We start from the raw sequence: 24287 nt of genomic DNA on the forward strand, positions 1-24287 counted from the left end.
ACGGCGGTTTTCAAAGCCTTGACGACGTGGAAGCGATCTAAGATCAGGGTGGCGCTAGGGCACCAATACTCAATGGCGCCTATGTATGCCTGGCCCATATCGCAACAGGCGGCGCTGATCTGTTTTCGCTGATAGCGGCTGAGATTGCCTGCAAAGAAACGGTCAATGGTGTCGCGTCCCTTGCCCTTACCGACCCAAAGAACACAGGAGCGTTGCAGGTCATAGACGATGGTTGCATACTTGCGACCCTTGCAGTAGGAGATTTCGTCAATGCCGATATGTCGCAACCCTCTGATACGGTGTCCTTGTCGTGCCCTGGTTATCACGCGATGAAGGATGTCGGACAGGGTAGTTGGCGATATATGTAACAGCTGCGCTGCTGCCTTCTGGGTCATCATTGTGCAGTAGGTGAGCAGGGCATATTCAAAGCGGAGACTGACCCTTGAGTATGGTGCGGCCCATGGGAGATCCTCCTGAACCCTGCCATGGGTTTTGCATTTGATTTCCCTGGGGCAATAGACCAGGAAGACCAGCCTGCCGCAGACCGGCAGATCACGCCAGGTGCGGGGAGTAGCAAGACCGCGAATGATTTTGCCTCGTCGACCGCAATGTGGGCATTGAGCACCATTTTTATACGGTTTAACCTCCAGCCAGAGCTCTTTGTATCGGTTATGGAAAGTGAAGCCTTTGACACGATATCCTTTGATTTGGAGCAGATTGCGGATAAAATTCAGTATGCTCAAGGGTTCCTCCTCTTTTAAGTAAGTCTGCTAGCCTACTTAAATGGAACCCTTGGGCATGTTTCTTTGTCAAGCTCTGCGCGCATGATCCGCTGCGACATCATTGCCGCTCCGACGAGCGTCACTTTGGCCCATTCTCACGACAACAATATCGCAGCTCCCTTGGGTGCTCGATTCGGGCTCAGGGCGTTGGGAGATTCGGATAGACCCTTTTTTTCTCCTGAAATCGAGTTAAGCTGCTTCTCTCTAAACCTGCCCTTCCTCCTAAGCGGAAAAACCTGATTACCCTGGAGCCCTTGTAGGGCCGATCTTTTCCCTGAATCGACGACCATGTCAGTTGTTACCTTGTGGTAATGGTTACGTTTGTGACGTAAGTTCAGTGGCTTGTACGATACTCTTCTCCTCCTTTTCCTTCAATGAATTTTCAGGATCTAAGGGGGGTGCCCGGATGAGGGCTTCGCTGTGTAGAGTGGGCGGAGGGCAGAAGGGGTGCTTCTGGTCCTGTTGAGCCTTTGGGGCGGAATACCCGGAAAAGCTGGGAGGGGAGTACGCTTCCTGCTGCAGCATCAGTACCAGGGAGCGGATGGTCCCGATTGCGGAGAGCCCCGGGAGGGCGGCAATCAGGGTGGCCCGGGTGGTGACCGCCCTGGTGTCGGTGGAGAGGAGGAAGGTGACAGTCGGTAGGCCGCCCAGAGCGACCGTGCCATTGCAGATCCCGAAAACCACCCCCAGGCCGCCGTGGACGGAGAAGTTTCTGGGTCCCTAGTGCGAGACCCCCTTGAGGATGAGCAGGACAAGGCCGAGCACCAGGCAAGCAGGGCGATACCCATGGGGACCCCACGCCGATGCCCACGGCCAGGGCTCACAGCAGGGGCCGGTCGATATTCTTCCAGGCCGAGGGCAGGAGGTGGATGCTGGCGCTAATCTCCAGAAACAGGGCCAGGGTGACGGGCTGCGCAGGCGGCAGCACCCAGCTTAAACCGTTCATCACGACGGCGGAGAAGCCAAAGCAGGTGAGCCCCCGGATGATGGCCGCGGTCGGCAAGGCTGTTATCAGGATCAGTGGAATGCACAGTTAAACCGTGGTCTGACCCCGAATGATTCCCGAATGATTTCTATCCGGGCACCTTTCGCGCTTCCCAGTGTTTCATGCACTTTCTGAAAATATGGGGATAGACGATGGAATGGCGGAATGGTCGGATACAGTTCATGTAAAACGCGCTGAAAGCGGTCCTGTACTTAATGTACACCGCAAGGCGGACCTTCCACTTTCCTTCTCCCGAGGGAGACCAAGCATAATGCATTAATGCATGCTCGGTGGAATTGGAGAGTTCATGGAGCGTTTCGTCCTCGAAGGTATACACTGGCCTGAAGTTCATATAGTCTTGCGTTGAGATGTCCATCGCGCGTTCCGGAGTGTTTTTCTCAAGATCGCTTTCCTGCAAACGATCCCGAAGACTCTTTTCCCGGCAGCCCGGAATAGGGAGATTATTCAAGTTATTATCGATACGAAATAAGGCCCCGAAAACCTTTCGCACCCTGAAGAGCATTCCTGTTAAGGAGCCATCATAAATGTTCTTCATCATAGGCTCAATGGCGGATTTCTGGAACAAATGTAAATCGACCCCGTCCTTTGCGCTGAATTCGTATGGGAACTCCCAGGTATCCTCGAGTAGGAAATCGGAAGCCAAAGAACGGACCCTCCAGTTGAATTTGGTATGCGTAGAAGCCGGGGCAATAAAATCCATAGTTATCCCTTTGTAAAGATAGTTTTCACCAAAAATGATGGATCATTTTTCACTCTTGTTACCAAATCAAATGCCAGTAATGTTGTACTTTCCAGCTAATCGCGGTGTTGACCTGCGCCGGGGAAATTTCGGGACACAATACCCATTTCTTTCCCCTGAAATCGAGTCAAGCTGCTTCCCCCTCAATCTGCCCTGCCTCCTAAACGGAAAAACCTGATTGCCCCGGAGCCCTTGCAAGGCCTTCTCTTTTCCCGGAGTGAGGGTAAGGTGAGTTGCTACCTTGTGGTGATGGTAACATTTGTGACGTAAGTTCAATGTCTTGCACGATACTCCACTCCTTCTTTTCCTTCAATGACTTTTCAGGATCTCTGGGGGGAGGAGGGTGGAAGGGGTGCTCCAGGGAGCAGGTGATCCCGATTGGGGAGAGCCCCAGGAAGGCGGCGGGTGGTGACCGCCCTGGTGTCGGTGGAGAAGGGGAAGGTGACAATCGGCAGGCCGCCGTGGACAGAGAAGTTTTTGGGCCCCTGGTAGGAGACCCCCCCCTTCTTTTTTTTTGAGGATGAGCAGGGAAAAGCCGAGCACCAATCAGGAGGTCGCCAGTTGGCCGGCCTCTGGGGCCAGCCAGGCAAGCAGGGCGATACCCATGGGGGTCCCCACGCCGATGCCCGCGGCCAGGGCTCCCAGCAGGAGCCAGTCGATATTTTTCCAGGCTGAGGGCAGGAGGTGGATGCTGGCGTTAGTTTCCAGAAACAGGGCCAGGATGACGGTCTGCGCAGGCGGCAGCGCCCAGCTTAAACCGCTCACCACGACGGCGGAGAAGCCAAAGCCGGTGAGCCCCCGGATGATGGCCGCGGTCGGCAGGACCACCGTTGCCAGGGCGAGTTCGACGGCAGGCAAGGCTGTTATGGTTAAACCGTGGTCTGACCCCTAATGAATAGAATAGTGGTCTGACCCCTAATGATACTAATGATACTAAAGCCCCGATTTCACTGTCCGATGTCAGGCTGTCACCTCCTGTTTCGATAAACGTTTTGAAATACGGCTGTAGGTTTCCTTCAACTCTTCCCCCACGATCTTTGCCTTGTCGATAAATTCTTCTGAGGTTTCCACCGCCTCATCGGCAATCTCAGAGGCCTTTGATTTCACCTGGCTCCAGGTCTTTTCTGCATCTTCATACTCTTTTTTGGCATCCATGGAGGCCAGGTGCATTTTTACTCTGAGCTCATCACGCTCCACTTTTAGCTTTTCAACCAATCGGTTAAATTCTTCCTGCATTTTCATACCATTCCTCCTTGGAGTATCTTGTTATCTCATCTTTGCCCTACCTACCCTACTTATCACTCTAGCTCTATATCCATTGACGACCAAAGGGTATCTTCAACAAGGAGACGTTTTGTTCAAAATCAGATAACCGTAACCTCCTGGAGACTGGGAGGAAGAGCAACTCTTCAAGGTGCCCGTCAGTCCACACCTCAACACAATCTGCAAAAACCACGGGAACAGTGCCGGATTGGAAAAAGGGGGCAGATTTATAGGAGATATGTTGACTGCATCAACATGGTATAAATAATTTAGCCTCTTTTTCTGGTACACAACTAGCCTGCATCGATTTCAAACACCGAAAAACCATTTTCTACTTTACAGGTCACCTTCTTCTGTATAATCGTCATGTGTCGGAAATGACCCAAACTGACCGTTATCTCTGTAGGAATGTGCATGGTGTTTTGCACCTTCATTAGGTGTTTTAGCGTTAATGGTGTATTTTTTTGTTAACAAAAGCACCGCGCAGATATTTATAGAATAGTTACTATTCTCTCTTCTGTTTATTTTGTGTGCAATATAGTTCAAGATTTCACCAATCAATTGGTGGATCTCTTCATTTGAGTATTCTTTGTCTTGATTGGTCAGTGCAAACCGGGGAAACCGGAAACCGGCCGGAAACCGGGGTCGGACCAATTCAACTGTGTAAAATTACGGTAAAAAGTAACGAAAAGGACTCGTTTTTTAGCCTTAAAAGCACTTTTTTATCCCCAAAAAGGCAGGTTTAAGCTCTGAGGTAGAGATCGTTCCACTCTATCTCAACCTGTCCTGCCTCCTAAGCGGAAAAACCTGATTGCCCCGGAGACCTTGCAAGGCTCTCTCTTTTCCCTGGAGCGAGGGTCAGGTGAGTTGCTACCTTGTGGTAATTCTCGCGGGAGGGAGATGGTGCGCCCGGATGAGGGTTTTGCTGTGCAGAGCGGGAGGAGAGTGGAAGAGGACGGGCAAATTAACGGGGCTGGCAATAAGCCGCGAGGATTGTCGGTTAAAAATTCTTTTGATCGGCAACCGGAGTCGGCTTGGTGCCTGCCCCGTTAATACGGATGGTATACGCGGTCCAACTTATAGTATTTCCCAGTCATAGCAAGTCGGATATGCAGTGCAGTAATGCTGGTGCTACATAAGTTTTTCAGCTCCTGAATAGACCTCTTCTATTCTCAGGACGGCGGCAGCATGCCCCGGATGCTTTTCAGGGTTCCACTTTTTCATATCATCGAAAATTTCACCTTCTTGGTGATATTCAACGACCCCTTTGAATTGAAACGCCTTGCCTTCACTCGTGATAAAAAGGATACTGCCCTTGCTGCCAGCAAGAATATTATTTCGTGTTTTGTCAAAATAGTTATCTGCAATCACTATGGCGTCTTCGCCGAATGTACTCACACAAGTAACGTAGATAGTATTGGGAACCGCATTCTTATCTACAGTGGTTAAAATGGCTGGACCTTTTCGCTCATCCCATGCTTTACCGACGTTTTCTGGTAAAATTGACATATTGTTCGCCTTCCTTATGGCATTGAATATAGACGCCCGACAAGGGCGCGAGTTTATGGGGCTGAAGTCCCCTGTAAAAATTCCTGTGTTAAAGATATCACTCAAGTTTCCGGGCTGGCAGCCTAGAGGTAACGCCAGCAGCTAACGAGAAAAAATAACAACACATGAACACCAGAAGCCTTTCGCTTTCTGGTACATTGAATCTTGCGATTTTATCAATAATATCAGAAAGGAAAGGCTCGGACGGACAATACCAAACAATACCTGGAGCAACAAGGAGCAAACAACCTATAGGATGAAATTGTAACCTTTATCGGAAATTTAAAAACTGGCTTCTTGCTCCCCAAAAACAAGATCAACCTGTTCTTTCAGCCGGTCTCGCGCCGATATAAACGAGGGAGTCTGCTGCCTCCTAGCAGCAACAGGGCTGCAGGCAAATGGGGAGGCGTATTCGGTGATCCTGTCGTGGCCACGGCCATTTTCGATCAGCTACAGCATCACCCTCATGCGCGCACCATCCAGGACGACAGGTGCCTGCCAAGAGAGCAGCACTGTCCACGTCTAATACGCTCAGAGACTCAGGCTACCGAAAACAGAAAACCCAATAACAACAAAGAAAACAAAAGGGGGGACTCTTCGTGTCGCCAGGGGGGCAATTTCTGATGTCGCGTGCCCCAGACAGACGGAGGCACCCCTCAGCGGCAAACCGGGCAGCAAACCGGGGTAAACCGGCAAACCGGGGTCGCAAACCGGGGTCGGACCAAGTCAACTGTATAAAATTACGGTAAAAAGTAACGAAAAGGGCTCGTTTTTTAGCCTTAAAAGCACTTTTTTATCCCCAAAAAGGCAGGTTTAAGCTCCAAGGTAGAGATCGTTCCATTCTATCTCAACCTGTCCTGCTTCCTAAGCGGAATAACCTGATTGCCCCGGAGCCCTTGCAAGGCTCTCTCTTTTCCCTGGAGAGGGGATAAGGTCGGTTGCTATCTTGTGGCAACAGTGAACCTTGTGTTGTAAGTTCAGTGGGTTAAGTGAGACTCAGCACCTTCTTTTTCTTCAATAAATTTTCAGGATCTCGCGGGAGGGAGATGGTGCGCCCGGATGAGGGCTTTGCTGTGCAGGGCCGGAGGTGAGTGGAAGGGGTGCGTTCTGTGGAGAGGTGGAGAAGTGGAGAGGTGGAGAGGTGCTCCTGGTCCTCTTGAGCCTTTGGGGAGGATACCTGGAAAAGCAAGGAGGTGCAGGGGCTCTCCGGCCAGAAAGAAGTTGTATTAGGTGGAGCCCTTGTTGAGCTGCTCCTGTTGCTACAGCATCAGCACCAGGGAGCGGATGATCCCGATTACCGAGAGGCCCAGAAGGAGGATCAGGGCCAGGGTCTTGAAGAGATCCGGGCTGGCTACCTTGAACAGGCGCTGGCCCAGGGTGATGCCGATGATCACGACGGGAAGGGAGGCCAGGGCATAGCCGCTCACCGTGGTGTTGAGCAGGCCGTGGCCCCCGGCCAGGGAGAGGGCGTAGATGTCGGTGCCCAGGAAGGCGGCAATCAGGGTGGCCCGGGTGGTGACCGCCCTGGTGTCGGTGGAGAGGAGGAAGGTGACAATCGGCAGGCCGCCCAGGGCGGCCGTGCCGTTGCAGATCCCGGAAACCACCCCCAGGCCGCCGTGGACGGAGAAGTTTCTGGGCCCCTGGTAGGATACCCCCTTGAGGATGAGCAGGGCAAAGCCGAGCACCAGGCAGGAGATCACCAGTTGGCCGGCCTCTGGGGCCATCCAGGCAAGCAGGGCGATACCCATGGGGGTGCCCACGCCGATGCCCACGGCCAGGGCTCCCAGCAGGAGCCAGTCGATATTCTTCCAGGCCGAGGGCAGGAGATGGATGCTGGCGCTAATCTCCAGAAACAGGGCCAGGATAACGGTCTGCGCCGGCGGCAGCACCCAGCTTAAACCGCTCACCACGATGGCGGAGAAGCCAAAGCCGGTGAGCCCCCGGATGATGGCCGCGGTCAGCAGGACCACCGTTGCCAGGGCGAGTTCGGCGGCAGGCAAGGCTGTTATCGGGTTCAGGATCTGGTCCAGTTCAAACATATGGTCTCATCTTTTTTAGGTTCGCTGCATGGATTGCCGGCTTGCTGCAGTGTGCTCTCGCCTTTTGTCAGTGGCTGGAGCCGCTCAGCAACTGCTGCCAGGGATGGGCACGATGGTCACCGGTACCTTTGAACGGCTGATGACCCGCTTGGCCACCGTGCTGAGGGAGCTGCGGTTGCGGAAGGTTTCGTGGGCCCCCAGGATGATCAGGTCAGGGTTGAGGTGCGCTGAGCAGGCCAAGATTTCCTCTTCGACCTTGCCGTAGACCACCCGGTTGATCGAGGTTACCCCAAGAGTCTGCTGGCATTCCCCTTCGCTTGCTGGCGTGCCGCTCTGACTGCAGGCCACGCTGTCCCGGTGCAGCATCTCCTCCAGGGCCTGCTGCAGGTTGTTCGCGCTCAGCTCTTTGCGCTGTTCTCTGGAGAAATATTTGGCCAGGATAAGGTCTGCCTCTGGGGAGTGTTTGTCCAGGACATGCAGGCTGGTCACCTCTGCCCCGAACTGTCGTGCCAGCGAGAGGGCATAGTGAAATCCCTTGGGGGCCTCTGCAGAGAGATCGGTGGCGTAGAGGATTTTCTTGATGGCAGAGCACCGCATGGTGTCCTGGGCTGCTGGGGAAAGAGAGGTGTCCGGTTTCATCTGCTGCTCCTTTGGATGTTTTTTCTTGATTGCTGACCGTTGAGCCGAAATGGCTGGTCACGCCTGCAGCAGAGTCTTAGCAAAGGGTGTGCCAGTAAATAAAGGGGCCGGAAAACAGGGGGATGGCTGGAGCCGGCGGGCGGGGTTATGCGTTTGTGCATGGGGATAATGCACGAGCGCATAGGATCAGAGCTTGCGGGAGAGGGTGGACTGGTGCACTCCCAGCAGTTTTGCGGCCTCCTGCTGGCTGCCGCATTGTTGGATGGTTTGGCGAATGAGCTTGCGCTCAAATTGGGCCACCTGCTGGCTGAGGGTGCCGGCCGTGGCGGCCAGCTCCCCCTCTGGGGCCGGCTGGCCGCTGGTGTCGGCCCATGAGCGCACCAGCTGGGCGCTGATAAGGCCGCCCTCTGCCACGATGAGCAGCCGTTGGATGAGATGGGAGAGTTCACGGACATTGCCCGGATAGGGCAGCTCTTCCAGGGCCTTTCCGGCCGAGGGGCAGAGGCTGGCCTCTATGCCGAAGCGGGCAGCATACTGTTCCAGAAAATAGTGCACCAGGGTGGGGATCTCCTCTCTGCGCTCACGCAGGGGCGGCAGCTGCAGGGGGATGCCGTTGAGGCGGTAGTAGAGGTCCTCTCGAAAACTCTTTTCGCTGATCATCTCGCCAAGGGAGCGGTTGGTCGCCGCCACCACCACACAGTCAATCGCCCGCGGGCTGGTGCTTCCCAGGGGATAGAGCTGTTTTGTTTCCAGAAACTGGAGCAGCTTTACCTGCAGGGGGTAGGGCAGTTCACTGATCTCGTCCAGAAAGAGGGTGCCTTGGTGTGCCGACTCTATCCGCCCCTTTTTGCCGCCAGAGCTGGCGCCGGTAAAGGCGCCCGCGGTATGACCAAACAGTTCCGACTCCAGCAGCTGTTCAGGGATCGCCCCGCAGTTGATGGCAACAAACGGACCCTGCCGCCTGGGGGATTGATCATGGATAAAGCGGGCCACCATGGATTTGCCCACCCCTGACTCGCCGCTCAGCAGGATGGGGACCGGGAACTGGGCGGCCCGCAGGGCCAGCTGCAGCAGCCGCTTCATGGCGCTGCTTTGGACGACAATGTTGTTCAGGGCAGAGGCCTGACCCGGTGCAGGCGGATCGTGTTCCGGCTCGGCATGGAGGGAGAGCTCCACCGGGGAACCGGCATCGTCTTCCAGCAGGGACTGCAGCGACATGTCGCGGTCGTTGAAGAGGACATAGCGCAGCTCGCCGGAGTCGTCGTAGATCGGGGTCCCGGTGGAGAGGACCGTGTTGCCGGTATGGGTGGTCTGGACCACCGAGAGGCGTTTCTGCTGCAGGGCCACCCGTTGAAAGAGGTTGGGCGACCAGGCCCCCTCGGCGACCAGTTCCAGCACGCTGCGGCCAAGCACCGCTGCACAGGGGATATCAAAGAGGATGGAATAGCTTCGGTTCATGGCAACCACCCGGCCGGTGGCATCGGTGAGGAGGATGCCGTCGGTGGCATGTTCCAGGATCAGGGTGAGAAATTCGTCGAGGTCAAGATCGGGGAGAAGATAAGGAGCAGGCATGGGCGTGATGGGGTCTTGTCCTGGAGAGAGCAGTTGGGAGGGTACGATGAAAAATTCGAGTTTTCGTTCAAGATCAAGGCTTGTGTCAGTTGAGCCTGGCAGGGCTCAGGGATACAGGGAGTTGCTGCAGGGCGCAACGAAAAAACGGTCTTCCCATTATAGTTTCCCCCAGCCCCTGCTGGCTTCAACCTGATGCACCAGGGGCTGGGGCCAGGAGTTCAACGGACCGCCGCACGCTATTTCTTGTTCATGAGATCAGGGTAATGGGTCTGGGCACACTCCTCGCATATTCCGTGGCTTACATCGGCTGCTGAATTCTTTTGGATATAGAGGTCCACCTCGTGCCACTTGCCCTCATCGTCCCTGATCTTCTTGCAAAAGCAGCAGAGGGGCAGGATCCCGCGCAAGGCCTGGAGTTCTGCCTCAGCCGATGTTCTTCTCTCTCTTTCCCGGCTTAGCTTCTGGTAATAGAAAAAGCCGGTGATGAACAACAGCGAAGTGGTCGCGAGCACGGCCAGACCCCACCAGATGATATCTTTGACCTGGAGACCGTGTTCATAACGGATCGGGAACCATTTATTGCGAAAAGCGGCATGTTCCTCCGGCGTCATCCTCTTCAGGGTCTTGTTGATGATCGAGGCAAGCTGGGGCCAGTCTTTTCTCACGGCCATGGCCTGGTTCTGGCTTCCCAGGGGCACAGGGGCGGCCACCTTCAGGTTGGTGTAGCCGTAGGTTTGGATCAGATAGGACATCACGGTCAGGTTGGCGACCAGGGCATCTCCGCTGCCAGCTGCAAGCAGCTCCGGAAAGGTCCTGATACCGAGTTTTTTGTCCGGTTTGCGGGGGAGGAGCTTGAGCTGCGGGTAGTGCTCCTCCAGGAGCTGCTGGACGAGCACCCCCTGGCGGACAATCACGGATTTTCCTTCAAGGTCGTTGATGGATGAGATAAAGGGCGCATCCTTTCTGGTGAAGATCATCCACTGGGAAAAGAGGTAATCGTCTGTGAAGATAAGCTGCTCTCTTCTCTGTTCGGTATTCACCATGGCAGGGATGAGATCGACCTGGCTGTTATGGCTGAGGTCGGCCAGGGCCTCGTTCCAGGAGAGCTGGTCCGGGGTAATAAAGGTATACTCTATCTGGTGCTGTCGGAAGATGTACTCCAGGTATTCGATAATGATTCCCTGCTTCCTGTCGGCAAACATGTAGGGCGGCCAATGGCCGATGAAAACCCTGACCAGCTTTTTTTCCCGGAGCCACTCTTGTTCCGCCAGGTCAAGTTCCACCTCCTGGCCAGCAAATCCGGAAAGAGAAGGGCAGAGAAGGCCCAGGATGATCGCTGTGATGATAAGGAGAGGGTGGGTGGGGCTGCTGTCTTTCATTAATATCATGGATTGATGAAGGAAGAGGTGGTCAGTCTTGAAGACGCCCATGAAGCATCCCTGCAGCTCCATCTTGGCGTTGCGCTCAAAGTTTTATCCTCGGAATATCAGTCATATGTCTACGGTACAATCTGTCGCGTACCTTAAGCTTGATCGAAAAACCTCATTTTTCAAGCTAGCTTAAAGCGTATCTTGGAACATAAAAACAATCAAGCAGAAGGGTTAGCAAAAAGAGACCCTTCACCTCTTTGTCCCATGGGCCGTGTGAAGAGATGCTTTCTGCACGAGCAAGAGAGGGGGTAGGTCGAAAAAATAGTGTAGAATCGGGAGAATAGGGCTCGGGGAAGAGGGGGCTGTGGGATTTGTTATATGAGGCCGTGGTCTACAGACCTGGATGCCCGCCTGCGCGGGCATGACGGAAGAAGCGCGGAGATGAGGGTATCGGCTCGGGCATGACGGCAAAAGAATGCGTTGATAGAGCCATAATGAATGCTATCAAAACCAGCCAGCGCATCGGCCGCAATGACTTCCATAATGAGGGACTCTCCGGAAGGGGTATCCCTCATTTTTCAAGGTAGCCTTTAAGCCTGAAGGTGGTTCCGTGATTCCACGGTAAGGTGTTCAAGAGTTTTTGAATGGTTGAACAGGCGACTTTGCCGGGCAGCACGAAACCTGCGAGCTGGGAGAGGACGGTGAAATCCGGGCAGGAGCGGCATGGAAGCTGTTATTTTCTCAATGGTACAAAAAAAGAAGTTATATCGACATGTTCAGAGGGTTTTGCGTGGAGAAACGGCTTGAGCCTGTGTTCTGCTGGCCACTCCTTTACTGTTCCGTCTCTTTTTTTACCCGTTCATACCACTCCTGGTCACCATAGAGCTCAGCAAAGCAATCCGTGCATATCCCGTGGCTGAATTCGGCTTCCGAGTGTTCGCTGATATATTGATCGACCTGCTGCCAGTATCCTTTGTCGTTTCTTATCTTATGACAGTGGGAGCAAATAGGGATTATCCCTTGGAGTGTTTTTATCTCACTGAGTGCCTTTTGGAGCTCTTCCACCAACTTCTTGCGCTCCTGCTCCGTCTGTCGCCGTTCGCTGATGTCCATGAAGGTGACGATCACCCTGGCGATCTCTCCATCTTCCTTATATTCAGGGACAGCATTGACGAGTACCCAGGTGCGCTCGTCACTGTTGGCTTTATTGATGCCGACAATGAAATTCTCCAGTGCGGTTTTGCTGTTGAGTACCTGGGTGACCGGATAGTCGGACAGGGGCATGATCTGCTCGTCTTTGGTGCAGAAATTCCAGGAGTGGTCAATGGCTTCCTTGCCAAGCATCTGGCCTTCTGTCAGACCAAGCAGCTCCTGGGCGGCCCTGTTGCATCTCGTTATCTTGGTGTCACGGTCGTGCACCACAACTCCGGCGCGGATGCTCTGGAGCAGTGTCTGTAACTGTGCCTCGCTCTCCTTGAGCCCCTGTTCATCCTGTCTGCGTCTGACAATGTACAGCCTGATTTTTTGGTGAGTGGCAGACCAGATGAAGAGCAGCAGGGGAATGGCTATGGCAATCGTCATGATGGCCCCAAGGCCCCGTTTATGCTCCTGATCGAGGAGCTGCTCTGCCGCACCATCAAGATGCCTCTTGAGCTGCTGCATTCCTGCGGTATAGATGTATTTTTCATGCTCATATTCACTGCTGTTCAGCAGTGAGGCTGCCTCAAGGGTTTTTCCTCTCCTGGTCAGGGTGAATGCCTGGTTTTCCATGGCTACGAGCTTGAGTGTGGCTGCATCCGTTGTCGCCGCTGCCTCACCGCTAAAGGCAGCCGGTGCGATCCGGACCAGCTCCTTTATGGCCCGGTCCTGCTGGGCTGCAAGGGTTCTGTAGCGCTCTTCCCAGTACAGGTTTCCTGTTGACGAGGCCATCTTGGCCGACATGGTTAATAATTCACTATATTGAAGGATCGTCCCCTTGAGCTCGATGATTGCATGTGCCTTCCGGTGTGAGCCTTCTACCTCTTTGTGCAGGCTCCAGTGAAACCAGGCCATGGTCAGGAAAAGAAAAATCGTTAGGATGAATGCAGCGGAAAGAAATTGCAGGGGGATCCCTGTGTCGGTCTGCTTTTTGTTGGATAGGCTCGATGTCATGGCAGCTCTTCTGTTGGTTCAATGGCTATCTTGAAAAAGTGCATTTTTCAAATTTCGTCGTTGCGGTACAATTTATCGCGCGCCTTGATCGTGATCGAAAAAAATACCCTTTTTCACGGTACCCCAATGTCTTGGGAGAGAGAAGATCGCATAGCTAGAGTATAGAGGCTGGCCAGGGTTAAGGCTACCTTGTAAAATTGTTTTTTCATCCCATCGCTGGCTCTCGCCGCATTTCTCGGTACAGAACCAGGAGAGAGCTATTTTTTTAAGGTTCTTTTGCCGTCATGCCCGCGAAGGCGGGCATCCATTTCTTTACACTAAGGCCGTATAGCTGAGGAGGTCGGTGGTCAGACCAGTGTAGGGTATCCCATTGCGTTTGCTCGCACGAAGTGATCTAGAGGCAGGGACGCTTCATGGTTTCTCCGAGACTGGATTCCCGCCTGCGCGGGAATGACAGCAAAAAAAGGGTGAAGAGAGGGGAGAGCTTATGTAGCTCAGGCCTTGGGAGATCCGGAGAGCCCCTTTATTTCTAGTCCTGCCTTGCCGGGAGGTGCTCAGGTCCCGCGACCTGAGCCCTCATTGCCATCGGGAAACACCTTTACGCTCGGCTTGGCTGCCCCGGCGGATTGGGGCGAGCCGGGTTGCAGCCTCTCACCAGACCGAACGGACCCCCTGCTGCTTGCGGATCAGGTCCACCTCCCGCTCCAGTTCCACCCGCCAGTGGGCGTGGATGCGGGCGGCAGGCGGGGCGATCAGCTCGGGCAGGCCGTAGACCAGGCGATCTGCAGCCCCGCTGGCCTCGATCACCGCCTCGATGGAGCGGGCCCCATACTTATACTCTGCCAGCAGCAACCGTAAGAGCAGGCCCGAGGTCTTGCGGGCGGCCTTCTTCCAGTGGGTGTCCATCTGATGGGCGATGATAAAGGCCCGCTTGAGGAGGATGCGGCGGAGGGTGTCCATCTCCTCCTGGTTGGCGTTGTGATGGAGGAGCTTGTCGTCCAGGGTGATGCCGTCAATATCCAGGACCACCCGCAGGCGGCTCATGAAATCCGGCAGCTTCAGGGTCCTGGCCAGCCGGGCCTGGCCGGGATCATCGGCTCCCAGGAGCTGCTCCATCTCCTCCCAACTGGACTTCACCCCACCGGCAAAGACAAAGATGGAGCGGCCGATGGTATAGGGAGCACCATGTTCATAGGTCACTCCGTCCTGCATGGCCGGCAGGAAGTAGCGGAGGTAACCGAACTCGTTGTTGTCGTAGCGACAGTCAAATTCGTCCCAGAAGACGATGGGCAGCTTGCCCTTGGCCACCGAGGCCCGAACCGGTTCGATGGCCCCGTTGATCTCGTCGGGATTTTGGAACTGGGTCAGGTTGAATTCAAAGAATTCAAAGGGGTTGGTTTCAAACTTTCTGGCGATGATCCGGGCCACCTCCTTGACGGAGAAGGATTTGCCGCTTCCCGGCGGGCCAAAGACCCCGACACAGAGGGGGCGCTGGTAGGTTTCCCGGGAGACATAGGAGTTCATCACGTTTTGGAGGGTGATCACCGGCCCGATCTCCACCGGATCGGTGGTCCGCAGGTGGCCCACGGAAAAGAGGCGGAGCTGGTCAAAACCCCGCTTCCAGCAGACCTCCTCTATGAGGTAGTGGAGGACCTCGATCACGAGTCCCAGGGGGCCGCCGGGGAGGCCGTGCTGCTGTTTCAGGGTGGTGCTATAGGGTGACTTGAGGGGGAAGATACCCCGCAGGGCCTGTTTCTTCTCCTGGTTCCAGTGCTGGCAGGCCGCCTGGTCCAGCCGCAGGTCAAAGCTCCTGGAACGGGTGGGCAGCCCCAAAAAATGGGGTTCCGGCTGGTGCTCCAGGATCGAGCAGGCCCCGGCCTGGGAGGGATCCTGGCCAAAGTGGAGGCTGGGAAACTTCAGGCCGCCGTCAAAACCGTAGCCCTGCTCATGGATCTGGAGCCAGTTGTGGAGGACCCGCTGGGAAAAGTCGAAAAAATAGTTGGGAGAGAAGATCGGCCCACCCTGGATGAGGAAGTCTCGGGCCAGCATGGAGGTGACCATGGTGTCGTAGCAGGGGACCGAGCCCAGGTGCCGGGGAGAGCTCCGCTGGGGCAGTTTTTTCTTGCGGTGGCGGAAAAATATCCCGGCCGGGCCCAGGTAGAGCAGGCCGTGGGGGTACATCTCCACCAGGATGTGGCAGCGGAATCGTTGCTCCTGCTCTGACCAGAGCCCGGTTTCCGTGCTTTTGATGGCGCGAATGGTCATGGCGACCAGGGACTCCCAGACCACCGAGGCGTCCATCTCTGTTCGGGTGGTCTCCAGGTCGGAGAGCCGGCAGCAGAGATAGAAGTGATCCCGGAAGGTGGCGGCCCACTGCTGCCAGTTGGCAGTGCTGATCCCCATGCCGATCACCCAGGGCTGCTCGTTGCGTTGGCCCAGGGCAGCGGCGATCTCCGGGGGGTGCCCCGAGTCGTCCACCACGATGATCCCCTGGTTGTCCTGGAACTTTTCCTGGTCCGGGCCATCCAGCTCCACCCTGGCAGGCTCACCACTGCGTCCCTCGGGCGGCAGGATCTGCTGGAACATGAACCAGCCCTTCTCCTCTTCCCGGCCGCTGCCGAGGTTCCGTTTCCTGAAGATCTGGTAGACCTTTTTCCGCTCGCCATACTTCACGGTGCGCAGCCGGGGGGTCTGTTTGCTGAATCCCAGGCAGGTGGAGAGCCAGGTGCAGCACTGTTCCAGGCGACCGTCTTCCACCTTAACCGGGCCGGCGAGCAGCTCGATGAAGTCGCCGGGGTTATAGCCGTAGGCCGGCAGGGAGCCTTCGGTGAGGAGGCTCACCTCCTTGAGGGGGAGGTTGCTGATGCTGACATGGGAACCGAGGAGGAGGATGTTTGGGGCTGTGGGCGGCGTTGCTGGGCGTGTCATGGGGCAGCCTCCTGGGAGCGTTTGGGGGAGAGGTCGTGTTGAGCGGCTATCCTGAAGCGGGACTCTTTCTTTCAACTTCGGCCTTGTTCGGCCTTGTGGGGGTACCTTTGTTTGTAAGAGTAAGGGCATGTCATCTCTGCTGACCTGTAATACGCAGCCAATATACGCAGCCAATCGTGCCGTTTCTCCGGGGCTACGCTCTGCCGGGTCGGAAGAGAAGAGTTCCTTATGCAGTCAGCCTGAATACAGTGTAGCCAATTTTTGTTTGAAAAAGAATCGAGTTTTCTGTTAGTTGATCCGGGAGAATGAAAGCAGGGCCCCGCTTCAGCCTGCATTGTGTTGCTGGGTCGGCCTCCAGCCGGGGGGGGGGCGGGACCAGGAAAAGAAAAAAATTGACATAAGTGAATGAACGTTTACTGTAGCCCCCATGCGAAGTAGAGACGATAAAAAACAGGAGGCCCTCTATCTGGCCACCATCAAGCTGGTCAACGAGATCGGTTTTTCCGCCAGCTCTGTGGCCAAGATTGCCAGAGAGGCCGGTGTTTCTCCGGCAACGCTCTATATTTATTTCAAAAATAAGGAAGATCTCCTGGTCTCCACCTACCTGGAGATCAAAGAGGAGATGGGCCGGGCCCTGTTGGCCGGCTTTGATGAGGGGCTCCCCGTCCATGACCTCCTCCACCGGGTCTGGTGCAACACCTTTGCCTATGTTTCCGAAAACCTGGCTGAGTTTCGTTATACCGAGCAGTTTGCCAACTCGCCCTACAGCGAGTTGGTGGATAAGACCCGGGTGCGGGCCCATTTTGAGCCGCTGTTACGGGTGATCCAGCAGGGGATTGACCGCAAGATTATCAAGGATGTGGACCCGGATATCCTGACCGCCTTTCTCTTTCATCCCATCATGGTACTGGCGAACCCCAAGCACTGCAGCAGCTTTAAGCCCAGCGGGGAGAACATCGAGATCGCCTTTCGGATGGCCTGGGACGCCCTCCGGCTCTAATTTTTTTTTGGAACCCGTGATAGTGAACATTCATTTATTAACTGACCGGCCTGATCTTTTACATCTACATTGGAGTGACTATAATGAGCGTCAAGAGCGGATTTCCTCCGGCCACCCCCAGCCGCCCCCTGGAGTCGGCCTCCGGAGCAGAGCTTACCACCGGCTCTCCAACTGAAGGGCAGCCTGAAATCGATGGAGCAATGAAGTCGATGAGTCTCGGAGAACACCTGGCCCTGTATTGGGACTTCTTTTTTGTCAAGGGTGAGAAGGTGCCGGCAATGCCCCTGCCCCAGGAGCGGCTCCGCACGGCTGAGCTCTTGAGCGCCCAGGCCGACACCCTCAAGGCGGCCTGGCTGGGACACTCCACCCTCCTGATCAATCTGGACGGTTTTACCCTGCTGACGGATCCCGTCTTTGAGCACAAGGTCTCACCCCTTGGACCCACCAGGTTTAACCGCGAACTGCCCCTGGATCCGCTCGAACTGCCGGAGGTGGATGTGGTGATCATCTCCCATAACCACTACGACCACCTCAACAGGCAGAGCATCCGGCAGCTCAAAGATCGGGTCGGCTGCTTTGTGGTACCCGAGGGGGTGGGGCCGCTCCTGGCCCGTTGGGGCGTGGCTGCAGAGCGAATCAGGGAGCTCAACTGGTGGCAGGAGTTTCAAGCCCATCCGGAGCTGACCATAGCGGCCACCCCTGCCCAACACTTTTCCGGCAGGGGGATCTGGGATAGAAACCAGAGCCTCTGGGCCTCCTGGGTGATCAAGACCCCCCGGCACGCCGTCTTTTTCAGCGGCGATTCAGGCTACTTTCCGGGGTTTAAGGAGATCGGCAACCACTATGGCCCCTTTGACCTCGCCTTTCTGGAGTGTGGAGCCTATGACCATCGCTGGTCCAGGGTCCACATGCTGCCCGAGGAGACGGTCCAGGCCTTTATCGATCTCAGGGGCAGGGTGCTCCAGCCGATCCATTGGGCCACCTTTAACCTGGCCCTCCATCCTTGGTACGAACCGGTGGAGCGGCTGACCGCTGCTGCCTGGGCAGAGCGGATCCAACTCTCGCTGCCCACCATGGGACAGGTGGTCGACTATGACCAGCCCCTGGCAGAGGAGTTGTGGTGGCTGCCGCTGCTCCGGGAGGGCGGCAGCTGACAGCAGCAGCCCCTCTGCCCGGGCTCAGTTGGGCAGGTCGTGGGGCAAGAGGTAGTTCAGGCCGATGGCCAGGATCGAGGCAGGCAGGATTCCGGAGGTCAGGAGGATCTTCATGGTGCCGGGCACGTGCTGGAGGGCCTGGGGAACCGCCTGGAGGCCGATGCCGATGGAGAGCGACACCGCCAGGATGACCATGTTGCGCCGGTTCCATTTGACCTCGCTGAGCATGGTGATTCCGGCAGAGACCACCATCCCGAACATCACAATCACCCCGCCGCCCAGCACCGAGATGGGCATGGCCGCTATCACGGCCCCGACCTTGGGCACTAGGCCGGCGATCAGCAGGAAGATCGCCCCCAGGGTGACCACATGGCGGCTCATCACCCCGGTCATGGAGATCAGGCCCACATTCTGGGAGAAGGAGGTGTTGGGCAGGCCTCCGAACAGGCCGGAGAGGGCGCTTCCCAGGCCGTCTGCCAAGGTGCCGCCGGCGATTTCCCGGTTGGTGGCCTCCCGCCCTGCTCCTCCCTTGGTAATCCCGGAGATATCACCCACGGTCTCGATGGCAGAGACAAAGGACATCAGGCCCATGCCGATGACCGCCGCCAGGTTGAACTCAAAGCCGAAGTGGAGCGGCTGCGGCATGGCAAACCAGGCCGCACTCTGCACCGTGGCAAAGCTGACCATGCCCATGGGGATGGCCACCAGGTAGCCGATCACCAGGGCGATCAGGATGGCGGCCGTGGCCAGGATGCCGCGGGTAAAGAACTTCAACCCCAGGGTGAGAAAGATCACCAACAGGGCCAGGCCCCAGTGTTCCAGGCTGCCGAAGCCGGGCGTACCCATCAGCGGTACCCCGCCGGCAGCGTACTTGATTCCCACGGGCAGCAGGGTCAGGCCGATGGTCAGGACCACGGTGCCGGTGACCAGGGGCGGCAGCAGGTTACGCAGCCTGCCGATGATCGTGCCCAGGAAGAAGTGAAAGATGCCGCCGATGACGACCCCCCCGAAGAGGGCGGCCATGCCCGCGGTCTTGACGATGGGGATCATCACCGGGATAAAGGCGAAGCTGGTCCCCTGGACCACGGGCAGGCGGGCGCCCACCGGTCCCAGACCGATGGTCTGCAGCAGGGTGGAGATCCCGGCAAAGACCATCACCATCTGAATCATATAGACCATCTCCAGGGAACCAAAGGCAAAGCCGGCTGCACTGCTGATGATGATGGCCGGGGTGACGTTGCTGGCGAACATGGCCAGGATGTGCTGAATGCCCAGGGGGACCGCCTGGTGGAGGGGGGGCAGGTAGTCGGGATCTTGAAATCGGTTGGGGTCACGGCTCATGGTGGCTCCTGGCGGTTTTGGATGGTTTTGATGGCCTTGACTACGGCCTTGTTTTTAGGGGGGAACAGTAGGCTTGAGGAGGTACCCTTATAGACCACCATTGAAAAATGGCTTTGTCTTCCAATCTCGGCGTTGCACTCAAGATTTTATCCTCGGAATATCAAATATATGCCTGCGGGAAAATGTATCGCGCGCCTTGACCTTGATCGAAAAATCGAATTTGTCAAGGTACCCTATAGAATATCCTGTCGCTTTCGTCAATCTGCCCGCTCTTTTTCTCGCTCAGCCCCTGGGAGCGGGGCCCCCTCCCTGGTGCGGCTCTGGCCTGGACTGAAACGATTGAAAACATATGGAAACGGTAAACAGTGGTCTGTTTCAATCTGTTTTGATGTGTTTCGCGTGGCCAGGGGGACGCTGACTCTCTCTGGAAGGTGTTTTTCTGCCAGTTGCTTGAAATTGTAATGTTTTCATAAAAAATCCCAACGGGTGGACCAGGCCCTGCAGTAGGGGGGCAAGCGGCCAGACGTCCCGGTACGGGAGGAACAGCCGGGAACGGTGACAGGGGTGGCCGGAGCAGCACAGTACAGGATACGTCGGTCATCAGGCGACAGTGAGGCTGGCCAAGCAGCCAGCCGGCAACCAGCAGGGAGCAAACCATGTCCTCAATAGCACTATCATACAGCATCTTTACCCAGGAAAAGGAAATTCGGGAACAACTGGCCCAGGCCTCGGGCTATGAGCTGGTCTCTGATCGCGATATCATCGATCAGGTCAACTTTGAGCATGGAGTGGAACGTTCCAAGGTGGAACGGGCCCTCTACGGCCCGCCATCGGTGTTTAACCAGTTTACCCTGGAGCGGGAAACCATCACCGCCTACCTCAAGGCCGTGGTGGCTGCCAAGGCGGCCGTAACCGGGATGATCTTTTCCGGTTTTATCAGCCAACTGATTCCTGCCAGCGTCAGCCATGTGCTCAAAGTGGGCATCTTTGACGACAAATCCCATCGACTCCGGCGGGCCGTGGCTGAGGGGCTAACGGAAAAGGCGGCCCTGAAGCTGATGAAGCGGCATGATGCCGGCATCGGCGACTGGGTGGATTTCCTCCATAAAAAACCAGCCAACGATCCGAGCCTCTATGATATTTTTCTCTCCAGGCGGGTGGAAACTCCGGAAGAGGCGGTGCAGCTCATCCTGGAGAATTATCGCAAGCCCACGGTGCTGATCAGCCCAGCCTCACGCCAGGCTGCCGCAGATATGGTCCTCTCTGCCCGGGTGGAGTTGGTCCTGGCTGCCCGGGGCTATTCCATGGAGGTGGCCTGCAGCGAGGGCCGGGTGCTGTTGCGGGTGAACAAGAGTGTTCACAACTTTACGAAACTTTCCAGGAACCTGACCAGCCTGGTCGCCGAGCTGGAGGGGGTGGAAAAGGTCGAGGTCAGGGCCGGCAGGGAGTACCATGTTTCCATTTACAGAGACCAGGAGTTCAAGCTGCCCCCCAAGGTGCTTCTGGTGGATGATGAGCAGGAGTTTGTCCAGACCCTGTCCGAGCGGCTCAACACCCGCAGCTATGGCTCCCACCCGGTTTTTGACGGCGAACAGGCCCTGGAATGCCTGGTCCACGATACCCCGGACGTGATGGTCCTGGACCTGAAGATGCCGGGCATGCAGGGGGTTGAGGTGCTCGAGCGGGTCAAGGCCAGCAAACCCCAGGTCCAGGTGATCATTCTCACCGGTCATGGTTCGGAAGAAGAGCGCAAGACCTGCATGGACTTTGGGGCCTTTGCCTACCTGCGCAAACCCGTCGACCTGGGCCAGCTGACCACTATCATTGATCAGGCCTATACCAAGACCGCCACAACCAGGGCAGCGCTGGCCTGAGCGCTGCCTCTAACCCTGAGTACAAAGGAAGTTCTATGGAGAGCCAATTAGCCACCAAGGTAATGCTGGTTGACGATGAGGGAGAGTTCATCGAGCTGATGTCCCAGCGTCTGGAGACCAGGGGCCTCAAGGTCATTGCCGTGACCTGCGGCGAAGAGGCCGTGGCCATGATCGAAGATCGCAACATCGATGTTGCGGTCGTGGACCTGGCCATGCCGGGCATCGACGGCATTGAGACCCTGAAACAACTCAAGGAGAAACGGCCGGATCTGGAGGTGATCCTGCTCACCGGCAACGCCACCGTCAAGAGCGGTATCGCCGCCATGAAGAACGGTGCCATCGATTACCTGGAAAAACCCGTTGATCTCGCTGTGCTGATGGAGGCGATCCGCTCGGCCAAGGAGACCAGGATGGATGTCCTGGAGAAGAGATCTGCAGAAGAGGTGAAGCATATCCTGAAAAGCAAAAGCTGGTAAGAATCTGCCGCCTCCGGCAGACCATCCCCCTTCATAACCTGCTGTAATTTTAGAAGCTGCAGTCGTGCTGCAGCTGAACAGGATTGGTCTGTCCGGAGTCGGAGCAGAAAAGAACCGATCAAGGAGAACAAGGAGGAAAGATGGAAGAGCAACAGACGACCATTCGGGAGTTGATCATCCCGCTGGAGCGTTATCCCCAAGTCAACGAAGAGCAGAGCGTGGAAGAGGCGGTTCGGGAGGTCATGGCCTTTCACCGTGACCCGGCTCAGCTCACCCCCCATGCCCTGGTGTTGGTGGTGAACGCGCACAATCAACTGGTGGGCCGGTTGTCGCTGATGGACATTCTCAGGGGCTTTGCCCCCAGGCTGTTTGCCAGTGTCCAGGTGGAGCAGTTCGACGGTAAGGAGGGGGAGTTCCCGGGCCTGGCCGCGTTCCACGAGGAATCTCTCTATGCAGAGTGGACCAGGAACCGGCAAAAAAGCATCCGGCCCCTGGTGCGGCCCCTGGACCTTACCCTGGAGGCAGACAGCCATATCCTCAAGGCCCTGGTGATGATGTCCGGACACCATGCCTACCATGTCCCGGTCACTGAAGGAGGGCAGGTCATCGGGGTCCTGCGCCTGGAAGAGATATTCATGGTTACCTGTAACAGCTACTGCAGGGTAGCGGATAAAAGCGGAGGAATGGAAGATGAAGAGTGAAGCATCTCAAGCAATCCGGAGCGAAACCACTCCGGTAATCAGGCTGCCGGAACTGCCCAGCACCCTGGACTGGAAGCGACTGGCCTTCATGCTGCTGGGTATCGGGGTCTTTACCCTGGTCTATTACTGCCCGCCCTGGCCCGATGCCATCGATCCCATGGGTCAGCATTTCGAGTTGAGTCGAGAGGCCAAGGGGGCCCTGGCGGTCTTTGGTCTGGCCGCGATCTGGTGGGTCTTTGAGGTGGTGCCCATCGGGGTGACCAGTCTGACCATCGGCGCCCTCCAGGCCCTGTTTATGATCAGGGACCCCAAGGTGGCCTTCAAGGACTTCATGGATCCCTCGGTGCTCTTCATCTTTGGTTCCATTGTCATTGGCATGGTCTTTACCAAGACCGGACTGACCCGGCGGATCGCCTATAAGATGCTCTCTGTGGTGGGCGAGCGGACCGGCATGATCATGTTGGGCTGCTTTGTGATGACCGCAGCCCTGACCCACCTGATGGCCCATACGGCGGTGGCAGCCACCATGTTTCCCCTGCTGATAGCCATCCATGCCCTTTACGCCGAAGAGGGGGAGGTCACCCGGTTCGGCAAGGGGCTCTTCATCGGCATGGCCTATGTGGCCGGGGCCGGCTCCATCATTACCCTGCTCGGTGCGGCCCGGGGGGCGGTAGCCCTGGGCTTTTATAAGGATATCATGAATGTGGACATCAGCTTCTTCCAGCTCACCGCCTACATGTTTCCCGTTGGCTGGCTGATGACCTTCCTGCTCTGGGGCTTTGCCATGGTGGTGTTCAAGCCGGAGCAGAGCGCCATCCCGGGGCTCAAGGAGAAGTCGAAGCGGATGTATCAGGATCTGGGCCGTTGGAGTCGCCAGGAGATACTGGCCGCCGCCATTGTCCTGGTGACCATCGTGGTCATCGCCCTGAAGAATTTTATTCCGGCCCTGGGCGGACTCCATAAGACCGGGGTGCTGCTCTGTTCCACCATCGGTTTTTTCCTCTGCAACATCCTGGATATCGATGACCTGGAAGAGATTCCCTGGAACATCATTCTCCTCTTTGCCGGGGCCATGTCCATCGGCTTCTGTCTGTGGGAGACCGGGGCTGCCAAGTGGCTGGCCGTCAACTGGCTGGTGCTCTTTGAGCATGCGCCTCCCCTGGTCTTTATCCTGGGTATGGCCTTTTTCGTGATGATCATGACCAACTTTATCATGAACGTGGCTGCCATCGCCATCTCCCTGCCCGTGGCCCTGGTTATTGCCCCCTACCTGGGTGTGGCCGGCGAGGTGATCCTCTTTTCCTCGCTGATCGTCGCCGGTATGCCCTTCATGCTGCTGGTGGGGGCAGCGCCCAACGCCATTGCCTACAACTCAAAGCAATTTACCCCGGGAGAATTTTTTCTCTACGGCATTCCGGCCAGTATCATGCTGATGCTGGTTACCTGGCTGGCCATCACCGTGATCTGGCCGCTGATGGGCATGGAGGTCTATATCCCCAGGGTGGTCTGAGCTGAAGCTGATCCAGGTGGTATTGGTGGGCGGTCCGGGAAGCGCCGTCCATCAACCACGTTGTGGGAGCGTAGAGGTGGCCTGGTTGTTTAATGTACTGATTTTAAGTTAAAAGATTGGTGGCTCGCTTGAGTCTGATGGTGCATTTTCTGGTCGACGAGCTATACTCCACAGCCAGGTGGTAGGAAATGTTG

General features: G+C 56.3%; 20 protein-coding genes. 7 read left to right on the plus strand and 13 right to left on the minus strand.

The genetic code is table 11. From position 1 onward, the window contains the following. From G494_RS26865 to G494_RS0113270, 6 genes are all read right to left on the minus strand, one after another. Nucleotides 1–743 (minus strand): transposase (locus tag G494_RS26865; RefSeq protein WP_153305875.1); only part of this gene is annotated, 743 nt, incomplete at its 3' end. Between the two features lie 859 nt (nucleotides 744–1602). After that, nucleotides 1603–1785 (minus strand): hypothetical protein, encoded by a 183-nt coding sequence (locus G494_RS0113250; RefSeq protein WP_028584931.1) that lies wholly within the window; start codon nucleotides 1783–1785, stop codon nucleotides 1603–1605. A 70-nt stretch (nucleotides 1786–1855) separates the two neighbouring features. Further along, a complete protein-coding gene (locus G494_RS0113255) occupies nucleotides 1856–2488 on the minus strand; it encodes a DUF2867 domain-containing protein (RefSeq protein WP_028584932.1) in 633 nt (210 codons plus the stop codon). Nucleotides 2489–3073: 585 nt separating this feature from the next. Next, a complete protein-coding gene (locus G494_RS23435) occupies nucleotides 3074–3385 on the minus strand; it encodes a TSUP family transporter (protein ID WP_028584933.1) in 312 nt (103 codons plus the stop codon). Nucleotides 3386–3487: 102 nt separating this feature from the next. Beyond that, complete coding sequence (locus G494_RS0113265; protein ID WP_028584934.1) at nucleotides 3488–3769, minus strand: hypothetical protein; 282 nt, start codon at nucleotides 3767–3769, stop codon at nucleotides 3488–3490. Nucleotides 3770–4921: 1152 nt separating this feature from the next. Continuing rightward, complete coding sequence (locus G494_RS0113270) at nucleotides 4922–5299, minus strand: pyridoxamine 5'-phosphate oxidase family protein (protein ID WP_028584935.1); 378 nt, start codon at nucleotides 5297–5299, stop codon at nucleotides 4922–4924. Nucleotides 5300–5635: 336 nt separating this feature from the next. Between G494_RS0113270 and G494_RS28110 the strand changes: the two genes are divergently transcribed. Beyond that, the gene (locus tag G494_RS28110) at nucleotides 5636–5962 is read left to right on the plus strand and encodes an ATP-binding protein (RefSeq protein WP_208597678.1); all 327 of its coding nucleotides are present in this window, start codon (nucleotides 5636–5638) and stop codon (nucleotides 5960–5962) included. A 635-nt stretch (nucleotides 5963–6597) separates the two neighbouring features. On the opposite strand, the gene G494_RS0113275 is transcribed toward G494_RS28110, so the two are convergent. The 6 genes from G494_RS0113275 to G494_RS0113300 form a co-directional block, all read right to left on the minus strand. Next, entirely contained in the window at nucleotides 6598–7377 is a 780-nt protein-coding gene (locus G494_RS0113275) for a sulfite exporter TauE/SafE family protein (RefSeq protein WP_028584936.1), read from the minus strand. 84 nt (nucleotides 7378–7461) lie between these two features. Beyond that, complete coding sequence (locus G494_RS25565) at nucleotides 7462–8016, minus strand: universal stress protein (RefSeq protein WP_051305688.1); 555 nt, start codon at nucleotides 8014–8016, stop codon at nucleotides 7462–7464. Nucleotides 8017–8202: 186 nt separating this feature from the next. Continuing rightward, nucleotides 8203–9588, minus strand: coding sequence for a sigma-54 interaction domain-containing protein (locus G494_RS0113285; protein WP_028584937.1), 1386 nt, complete (start codon nucleotides 9586–9588; stop codon nucleotides 8203–8205). A gap of 236 nt (nucleotides 9589–9824) precedes the next feature. Then, complete coding sequence (locus G494_RS0113290) at nucleotides 9825–11039, minus strand: transporter substrate-binding domain-containing protein (RefSeq protein ID WP_028584938.1); 1215 nt, start codon at nucleotides 11037–11039, stop codon at nucleotides 9825–9827. A gap of 750 nt (nucleotides 11040–11789) precedes the next feature. Next, a complete protein-coding gene (locus G494_RS0113295; RefSeq protein ID WP_028584939.1) occupies nucleotides 11790–13109 on the minus strand; it encodes a PAS domain S-box protein in 1320 nt (439 codons plus the stop codon). Between the two features lie 651 nt (nucleotides 13110–13760). After that, nucleotides 13761–16037 carry an ATP-binding protein gene (locus G494_RS0113300; RefSeq protein WP_028584940.1) on the minus strand — a complete coding sequence of 759 codons (2277 nt, stop codon included), beginning with the start codon at nucleotides 16035–16037 and terminating at the stop codon, nucleotides 13761–13763. A gap of 427 nt (nucleotides 16038–16464) precedes the next feature. Here G494_RS0113300 and G494_RS0113305 point away from each other — a divergent pair, with 427 nt between their 5' ends. Together G494_RS0113305 and G494_RS23445 are read left to right on the plus strand one after the other, a co-directional pair. Beyond that, a complete protein-coding gene (locus G494_RS0113305; RefSeq protein WP_028584941.1) occupies nucleotides 16465–17037 on the plus strand; it encodes a TetR/AcrR family transcriptional regulator in 573 nt (190 codons plus the stop codon). Nucleotides 17038–17120: 83 nt separating this feature from the next. Next, nucleotides 17121–18191: an MBL fold metallo-hydrolase gene (locus tag G494_RS23445; protein ID WP_051305689.1), complete on the plus strand. Its 1071-nt coding sequence runs from the start codon at nucleotides 17121–17123 to the stop codon at nucleotides 18189–18191. 24 nt (nucleotides 18192–18215) lie between these two features. Here the strand turns inward: G494_RS23445 and G494_RS0113315 are convergent, their stop codons facing one another. Then, nucleotides 18216–19532 (minus strand): uracil-xanthine permease family protein, encoded by a 1317-nt coding sequence (locus G494_RS0113315; protein ID WP_028584942.1) that lies wholly within the window; start codon nucleotides 19530–19532, stop codon nucleotides 18216–18218. Between the two features lie 656 nt (nucleotides 19533–20188). On the opposite strand from G494_RS0113315, the gene G494_RS0113320 reads away from it, so the two are divergent. The 4 genes from G494_RS0113320 to G494_RS0113335 all read left to right on the plus strand — a co-directional run bounded on the left by G494_RS0113320 (nucleotide 20189) and on the right by G494_RS0113335 (nucleotide 24093). Beyond that, nucleotides 20189–21406, plus strand: coding sequence for a response regulator (locus tag G494_RS0113320; RefSeq protein ID WP_028584943.1), 1218 nt, complete (start codon nucleotides 20189–20191; stop codon nucleotides 21404–21406). A gap of 35 nt (nucleotides 21407–21441) precedes the next feature. Next, nucleotides 21442–21882 carry a response regulator gene (locus G494_RS0113325; protein ID WP_028584944.1) on the plus strand — a complete coding sequence of 147 codons (441 nt, stop codon included), beginning with the start codon at nucleotides 21442–21444 and terminating at the stop codon, nucleotides 21880–21882. 140 nt (nucleotides 21883–22022) lie between these two features. Next, nucleotides 22023–22583 (plus strand): CBS domain-containing protein, encoded by a 561-nt coding sequence (locus G494_RS25570; RefSeq protein WP_051305690.1) that lies wholly within the window; start codon nucleotides 22023–22025, stop codon nucleotides 22581–22583. 88 nt (nucleotides 22584–22671) lie between these two features. Continuing rightward, on the plus strand, nucleotides 22672–24093 hold the full coding sequence (locus G494_RS0113335) for an SLC13 family permease (RefSeq protein WP_051305691.1): 1422 nt from the start codon (nucleotides 22672–22674) through the stop codon (nucleotides 24091–24093). Nucleotides 24094–24287: the final 194 nt, after the last annotated feature.

The sequence above is a fragment of the Desulfogranum mediterraneum DSM 13871 genome (assembly GCF_000429965.1).
GTDB lineage: Bacteria > Desulfobacterota > Desulfobulbia > Desulfobulbales > Desulfobulbaceae > Desulfogranum > Desulfogranum mediterraneum.